The sequence below is a fragment of the Paraburkholderia atlantica genome (assembly GCF_009362785.1).
In the GTDB taxonomy this organism is placed as follows: Bacteria; Pseudomonadota; Gammaproteobacteria; order Burkholderiales; family Burkholderiaceae; genus Paraburkholderia; species Paraburkholderia atlantica.
In genome coordinates this window covers 430432-437715 of sequence record NZ_WHNQ01000004.1, presented here as the reverse complement: position 1 = coordinate 437715, position 7284 = coordinate 430432, and the positions used below count along the sequence as shown (strand labels likewise).

Here is a 7284-nt window from a genome sequence, read left to right as displayed (position 1 = left end):
TGCAGGGGGAGAGTGGTTTGACGTTCCAGTTGAGTGCGAGAAGGCATCAGGTCGACATGCCAATTATCGTCATGACTGCCCATGGTGATATTGAAATGTCGGTGCAGGCCATGAAAGCTGGCGCCATTGATTTCCTGACCAAACCTGTTCGAGAGCAACGTGTTATCGACGCTGTTTCATCAGCGATCGGTCGTCATGCCGAGCAACTGGAGAAATCTCTGACCAGGGTTTCGCTTATGGCGCGTTACGACACGCTGACGGTGCGGGAGCGCGAAGTGATCTGGTACGTTGTGAAGGGATTTTTGAACAAGCAGATCGCTGCTGAAATGAACCTGAGCGAAATTACCATCAAGATGTACCGTGGCGCTGCGATGAAGAAGCTTGAAGCGCTATCGCTTGCCGATCTGGTGAGAAAGATGGAGATCGTCAGGTCGGCGGAACGGGGACGATATTGACGTTAGCGTCCAGGCGGTGAAGTCGATTGGCCGCAGCCGAGCCGGTCCTGGCCAAGAGGACCCGGCCGTGGCGCAATGTAACTGCCTGGCGAATGCGGCAATGCGCGGAAGTTTGAAAATTTCCTGCCGATGTAGTTGAAGGTCAACGGCTCGCCAGATTCTTGATCCGACTGTTTGCGAGCGCACAATCTCTCAAGCCGTCGTGTGCGTACTCCGCTACGTCGCTCCCATGGCCGGGACACCACAAGCACTAGGCGAGACCATCGTCGAGGCGATGCCTCAGGAATGCGCGCCACTTCGGTTTCATTTTTCCGGGTGACTCGCAGCTTTGCCGCCACCGAGTTCCAGTTGGTCCGCAAATTCGTTTCCGCAAGGGCCCCCGCGAGCAACGTCGATTGATGTTCCTCGATGCAACACCGTGTTGCCATCTTTCCGCCTTCTTCTCGCGGGCACGTCCCCCTAACATCCGTTTTGCGCTGCTGAAGCATGACTTCTTGAAACAGCAACTGCCAGCGCTCTGTGCAATCTCCGCAGCGAATGGCAAACCAGTTGTGCGATCCAGATTTCTCGCGGTGAATTGAACCAGGCCATGGGGCACGGGCGCCGTGTCTGTCGGACTGCGTCAACCGTCGCGTATATTTTTTTATCCGCGTTTCCGAGCAGCTTTTTGCCGATCAACGGCGTACACCAAGGAGAACATTGATGTCTGAACACGTTTACAAGAAGGTCGAACTGACCGGTTCGTCGAAGAAATCGATCGACGACGCGATCACCACCGCGATTGCCAAAGCGTCGGAAACACTGCGCAATCTGCACTGGTTCGAGGTCACGGAAACGCGCGGCCAGATCGAGAACGGCAAGGTCGCGTACTGGCAAGTGACGCTGAAGGTCGGCCTGCGAATCGAGGACTGAGCGGCGACCCCACAACTCGCTGGTGCTTTACCTGGCGCAAGCCGGAAAAACGATCCAGCGTGGCTCCGATAGTCGGGAATCGAAGTGATATTGGTGGCATCGCACCGCTTTCGTGCCGATGTCGCCGGGAACCGAAATTTTACGGTCCCCCGCGCCGCCGCTATTGCACGGAAGCACTGAAATTGATGGGCTTTCCGTTGGCGCGACGCAGGAAAGGAGATGCAGTATGAGAAAGGCTACTGGAATGCGGTCAATGCTTCCACGTTTGGTGATTCTTCTCGCAGGCTGTTTCGCCTGTGGCATGGCGTATGCCGGGCCACACCTCTCCTCGACGGAGTGCCGCGACTTGGTGGCGCTCCGGGCAAACGCGCCCGCTACGCTGGAGCAGCATCATAGCGAACTAGCCGCCCTCAGGAAAGCGGGCTACGCTGCGTCAGCGTGGTATGACGATCCAATTTACCCGGATGATCTGCAGGCGGCACAGCGTCTGGTCGACTATTGGTTCAAATCAGAATGCCGGCAGCTTCACCCCGGTTGAGATGGACAGGGCGAGTACTGACAAGAGTCCCCGAGTCCTCGCACCCGGTGCGCGCGCAGCATCGTCGCCGCTATCGAAAGCATGCACATGATCGGCACGCCGCAAATGCCGGACGACACCGATCTAACAGTTGCCGCAAAACCCCATTCACTGGTGAGGTAGGCCATCCTCATCGCAACGAGGGCGTACTCGTCCTGATTCTACTTTCGCGACACAGCCACATCAGAGTAGTCCGCATCGTTCTTTTCGGGGGAAAAAGGGTATGCGCAACAACCAGCCAATCACGCAGCGCGAGTTTGAGATTCCGGACAATGCGACGTTGATGTCGACAACCGATGCGCAAAGCTACATTAGCTATGCGAACGCTGCGTTCATTCAGGCTAGCGGTTTTTCGCGGGACGAAATTCAAGGTCAGCCTCATAACCTTGTCCGTCATCCAGACATGCCGGAGCAGGCGTTTGCCGACATGTGGGCGACGCTCAAAGGAGGAGAGCCGTGGAGCGCCCTGATCAAGAACCGGCGCAAGGATGGCGACCACTACTGGGTACGCGCGAATGCGATTCCGGTCGTGCGCAACGGCCAAACGTCGGGCTACATGTCAGTGCGGACCAAGCCCTCGCGAGAGGAAACCGAGACCGCCGAATCCCTTTACCGCGCGTTTCGCGAACACAAGGCGGGCAAGCGGTGCTTTCACAAGGGCCTGATTGTTCGCACGGGCCTGATGGGATGGACTTCTATCCTCAAGACCATGCCGGTGCGCTGGCGCATCCGGTCTGCGTTGCTTACGGCTGCGCCGTTCATTCTGTGCGCGGGCTGGCTCTGCGGCGTCAGGGAGATTTCGCTAGTGGCGGCGTTCTCTGGGATTGCCCTTGGATGCCTGCTATTCGTGTCGTTGTGGCTGGAAAGACAGATTTCCCGCCCGATAGAGGCGGTGCTGGCGCAGGCCTTGCGCGTGGCGTCAGGCGAGAGCCAGCAAGCAGTCCACATCGATCGTGTCGACGAGATCGGGATGACGCTGCGCACGATCAGCCAGCTCGGCCTCATGTTCCGGTGGCTCATCGACGACGTAAGCGAGCAGGTCATAACAGTCCAGAGCGAGATCAACGAGATCGCGCGGGGCAACAACGATCTCAGCAGGCGCACGGAGCAGGCCGCTTCGAATGTGCAGCAGACGGCGGCTTCGATGGCGCAGATGACAGCGACGGTGAAGAGCAACGCCGAAACCGCGATGCAGGCGAACATGCTTTCGGGTTCCGCTAGCGACGCAGCCGCAAACGGTGGGAAAGCGGTAGCGGAGGTCATCAACACGATGAACGAAATCACCGCGAGTTCGCGAAGGATTGCGGACATCATTGGTGTCATTGACGGCATTGCGTTCCAGACGAATATCCTGGCATTGAATGCAGCCGTTGAAGCTGCCCGGGCGGGAGATCAGGGGCGGGGTTTTGCGGTCGTTGCCGGGGAAGTCCGTGCGCTTGCACAACGTAGCGCGAATGCGGCGAAAGAGATCAAGAGCCTCATCTCTACCAGCGTTGAGAAAGTCGAGACGGGCTCCAGCCTGGTCGACGACGCCGGTAAGACGATGGACGAGATCGTGACGCAAGTGAAGCGAGTGTCGAATCTGATCGCGGAGATCACAGCGGCAACAGAAGAACAAAGCAGCGGCGTCTCCCAGATTGATCAGGCCGTGAGCGATCTCGACAACATCACGCAGCAGAACGCAACGCTGGTCGAGAACAGCAGTGCTGCATCGAATAACCTTAAGCAGCAGGCGATGAGGCTTGTGGAGGCCGTGAGCGTCTTCCGGTGAAGTTTCTCGTAGGCACTACGTTTTCCACTCTCCGTTTCAGGATGGTTCCGTCAATTGCCGGACAGTCTGCTTGGTGGTCCAGAGAGCGTGAGCGAGGAAGCGATAGTTGATGAGCGCGGCGAGGTACCCATTTTCCTCCGGCACGCGAGGGCCGGTGATAGCATCGCGGACGATCACGACCTCGAACCCTTGCGCGATCAGCTCACGCAGATGGGATTCAAAGCAAATATTCGATGCCATACCCGCCAAGATTACCTGCGACACTCCATGCTTGCGAAGCTGTATCGCCAGGTAATTGGTCTCTGGCCCGTACGCGTTGTGAGGCGGCGCGATAATCGTTCTGCCATCCAGAATATACGGCTTGTACTGTTCGAGATAATCGGCGCGAGAACCGTCAAAGCAATCGAGCATGCTGGCCTGCCTGCGATCGAACAAGCGAATGTCGTGCGTGACCTCTTCGAGTGGTTCGTTAAACTTCCCCGCGTGCTCGCGTGGAGGATGGTGGTGAGGCGACACTGCTACCAAGATCTTCGCGGACTTTGATGCCTTGAATAGCATCTCAAGATTTGCAACGATCTCATTCTCTGTAATGCTTTCGCCAAAAAATGGCCACGTTGCACCGCTCGGACTAAGAAAAACAATTTGCGGATCAACCACTACCAGCGCAGCGCGAGCTCGATCCAGCCTGAAACCGGTCTCCGGTAGCGCGGAGTTTGACTGTTCTGCGTATTGACGGAGTTTCGCCGCATTCGCTTCTTTTGCATTACTCATGCGACTTCCTTCGATCCAGGACTGCTTGCGGCCGAATCCCGAACGCTGGTTGGTCATTTCTGGGCCGACATCCTCAATTGCCGGATGGTTTCCTCGGTTGTCCACAATGCATGAGCGAGGACCCGATAGTTAATGATCGCTGCCAGATAGCCGTCGCCTTCCGGCACGCGTGGTCCCGCCGTTGCATCGCGCACGACCGCTACCTCGAATCCTTGTTCGATCAACCCGCGCAGGTGCGACTCGACCGATGTGCTCGACGGTTGTTCTCCGTGATGCTCTGGCCGAAAAATGGCCAGCTCGCACCGCCAGGACTCGGAAAATCGTTTTGCGGGTCGATCACCACCAGTGCGGCTTTTGACCGGTCGAGTCTGAACCCCGTCTTTGGGAGTGCGGGGTCGGCGGGATCGGCGTACGGACTCACTTGGTGCGCCAGTTCGGAGGAACTCATCGAATGTCACCTTCCATTTAGTGGACTGCGATATAAATGACCAGTCGCTTTACATACAAATCAAAAAAAATCAGGCAAGGAGCAAAGGCAGCATGACCTTCTCAAAACGTTCGCAAGCTTGACCGCTTTGTTCGATCTTCCCCCGCATGACAGCGCCTTCATAGGCCTCGACCATCATTGCCGCGAGTTCGTCCGCGTTGCGTCGTTTGTCCAGTTCGCCTCTTTGCTGCGCTTCGCGAAGGCATACCGCAAGGGTTTCTTCCCAACGGCGTATCAGAGTTGACACACGTTGTCGTGTTTGCTCGCTGGCGTTCGAGAGCTCCAGCGACAGATTACCGATGAGGCACCCGAGCGTGAAATCCTCACGTCCATGGTCGTCGCTGATCGCGTGGAAAAACCGTGCAATGCGAGAAAGTGGCTTGACGCGCGCGTCATAAAGAATGGAGCCATGCCGGTCCTCGATGGACTGCCAGTACGCCTCCAGAATTTCCGCGGCGAATTCTTCTTTGCTCTCGAAGTAGTTGTAAAACGAGCCTTTCGGGACGCCCGCCGCCTCTGTGATATCCGCGACGCCACAGCCGTTGAACCCCAGGCTGAGAACGACGTCGCGTCCGCACGTCAGCAATCGTGAACGGACTTCTGGATTGGGGGGTCTTGGCATGAGTTATCGACTCGAATCAACGATGAGCGATAATAAGATACTTGGTCGGCTACGTGCAAGTCAACGTTTTTCGGCGTCCAGTTGCAGCGCGATCTCCGACGGCCGGGCGGTCGGCAGCGTTTCGGGGGGCTATTTCAGTGGGTTTCGGACGCCGCTCAAGCAACTGTGTGCGTCAGCGTGTTGAGCGAACATTGAAGAAAGGAGCATACGCAAAAAATTAACGGATAGATGAGCGGGTTGACAGAAAAGCGATAGTCAAGATTTCGCGTCAGCCATCGCTTTATCGATCAACCCCGCACACACCGAAACCCCGCATACACATACTGATAGTGCGGCTGAAACCAGTTGCGAAATTCCGGCCGCAGCATGCACAGCGCGGTTCGCGCCGAGCCGCCCTTCAGCACGTAATGCTGCCCATCGAAGAAGTTGGCCGAATAGCCGGGATAGAACGGAAACGCTTCGAAGCCCGGCAGCGCTTCGAATAGCGTCGAGGTCCATTCCCAACCGTTGCCGAACTGACCTTCCGCACCGAAGATGCTGACGTTGTCCGGATGCGCATCGACGGGCCGTGGGTCCCAGCTACGGAAATCGAAGTTTCCCGATGCCGCGTGCGGCGCGCCGTGCGCCGCGCGCTGCCATTGCGCCTCCGTCGGCAGGGCTTTGCCGGCCCAGCGCGCGTAGGCGCTCGCCTCGGCGTGGCTCACATAGACGGGCCAGTCGAGCGGCAACGGCACGTCGTCGAACATCGTGCGCAGTGTCCATGCGGTGCGGCCGTCACGCGCCGTGCGTTGCTGCGACCAGCCGGCCGGATGCTCGATGCGCTCCGCTTCCTTCCACGCCCAGTCTTTCGGCGACCACCACTTCGGCTCGCGATAACCGCCGTCTTCGAGGAACTCGAGGAACGCACCGTTGGTGACCATGTATCGATCGATCTCGAATGCGGGCACTTCCACGCCCATCTCGCCGAATTCATTGTCCCAGCCGAAGCGGCCGGCCTCGCGCGGCATGCCGAGCACGGTGGTGCCGGCGGGCACGCTGACCATCGACGACAACGCGTCGCGCTGCTCCGCGCGTGTCACCACCGGCTCGCGCAACGCGGTGTTTTTCTGCGCGAGCGGCAGCTGATGGAGCATGTATGCGAGCGTTTCCGCATGCATCAACCGATGCTCGATCGCGACGTTCAGCAACTGCACGGCCGCCTCGTCGTGCGCCGGGTTGTCGAGTTCGTCGAGCGCGGCGTCGATCTGCCGGCGCGCGCGCGTCGCATACTCGCGCACGGCGTCGAGCGACGGCCAATCGCTGGGCTGATCGGTGGGAAAGCCGCCGTCTACCGGATCGATGCCGAATGCGAATAGCTGGTCGAGTTCCGGTGCGAAAGCCGGCAGATCGAACAGCCGCTGGTCGAACAGATTGCGATCGAACGCTTCCAGGTGGCCGATATAGAACACGACCCGGTGACGCTCGCGGATCGGCCGTTCATAGAGGTAGTTGGGCTTGACGATTGCAAACAGGTCGTCGGTGACTTGACGCGCGTCGTGCAGGCGCTGCACGAGCGGATGATGCGGGGCAGGGTCGCGATTCATTGGGGCCGGGTCTCCATGCAACACGGTTGCCGTGGGGGGACGGTCTGAAAACTTTACCCCCTCGCAGACGGCGTGCCAAGACGAACCGCGCGACCGTCCAGCCCCG

General features: G+C 58.5%; 7 protein-coding genes. 4 read left to right on the top strand and 3 right to left on the bottom strand.

The features are described from left to right. From GCT19_RS08645 to GCT19_RS08630, 4 genes are all read left to right on the top strand, one after another. On the top strand, window positions 1-455 hold a 455-nt coding region (locus GCT19_RS08645), incomplete at its 5' end, for a response regulator transcription factor (protein WP_152851627.1). 702 nt (window positions 456-1157) lie between these two features. Beyond that, a complete protein-coding gene (locus GCT19_RS08640) occupies window positions 1158-1367 on the top strand; it encodes a dodecin (protein WP_018437078.1) in 210 nt (69 codons plus the stop codon). 226 nt (window positions 1368-1593) lie between these two features. After that, complete coding sequence (locus GCT19_RS43285) at window positions 1594-1905, top strand: DUF4148 domain-containing protein (protein WP_018437079.1); 312 nt, start codon at window positions 1594-1596, stop codon at window positions 1903-1905. A 262-nt stretch (window positions 1906-2167) separates the two neighbouring features. After that, the gene (locus tag GCT19_RS08630) at window positions 2168-3715 is read left to right on the top strand and encodes a methyl-accepting chemotaxis protein (RefSeq protein ID WP_018437080.1); all 1548 of its coding nucleotides are present in this window, start codon (window positions 2168-2170) and stop codon (window positions 3713-3715) included. Between the two features lie 36 nt (window positions 3716-3751). On the opposite strand, the gene GCT19_RS08625 is transcribed toward GCT19_RS08630, so the two are convergent. The 3 genes from GCT19_RS08625 to GCT19_RS08610 form a co-directional block, all read right to left on the bottom strand. Beyond that, on the bottom strand, window positions 3752-4486 hold the full coding sequence (locus GCT19_RS08625; RefSeq protein ID WP_152851648.1) for a cysteine hydrolase family protein: 735 nt from the start codon (window positions 4484-4486) through the stop codon (window positions 3752-3754). 518 nt (window positions 4487-5004) lie between these two features. After that, window positions 5005-5595 carry a TetR/AcrR family transcriptional regulator gene (locus GCT19_RS08615; protein ID WP_026228393.1) on the bottom strand — a complete coding sequence of 197 codons (591 nt, stop codon included), beginning with the start codon at window positions 5593-5595 and terminating at the stop codon, window positions 5005-5007. 287 nt (window positions 5596-5882) lie between these two features. After that, entirely contained in the window at window positions 5883-7178 is a 1296-nt protein-coding gene (locus GCT19_RS08610) for an SUMF1/EgtB/PvdO family nonheme iron enzyme (protein WP_152851626.1), read from the bottom strand. Window positions 7179-7284 lie beyond the last annotated feature (106 nt).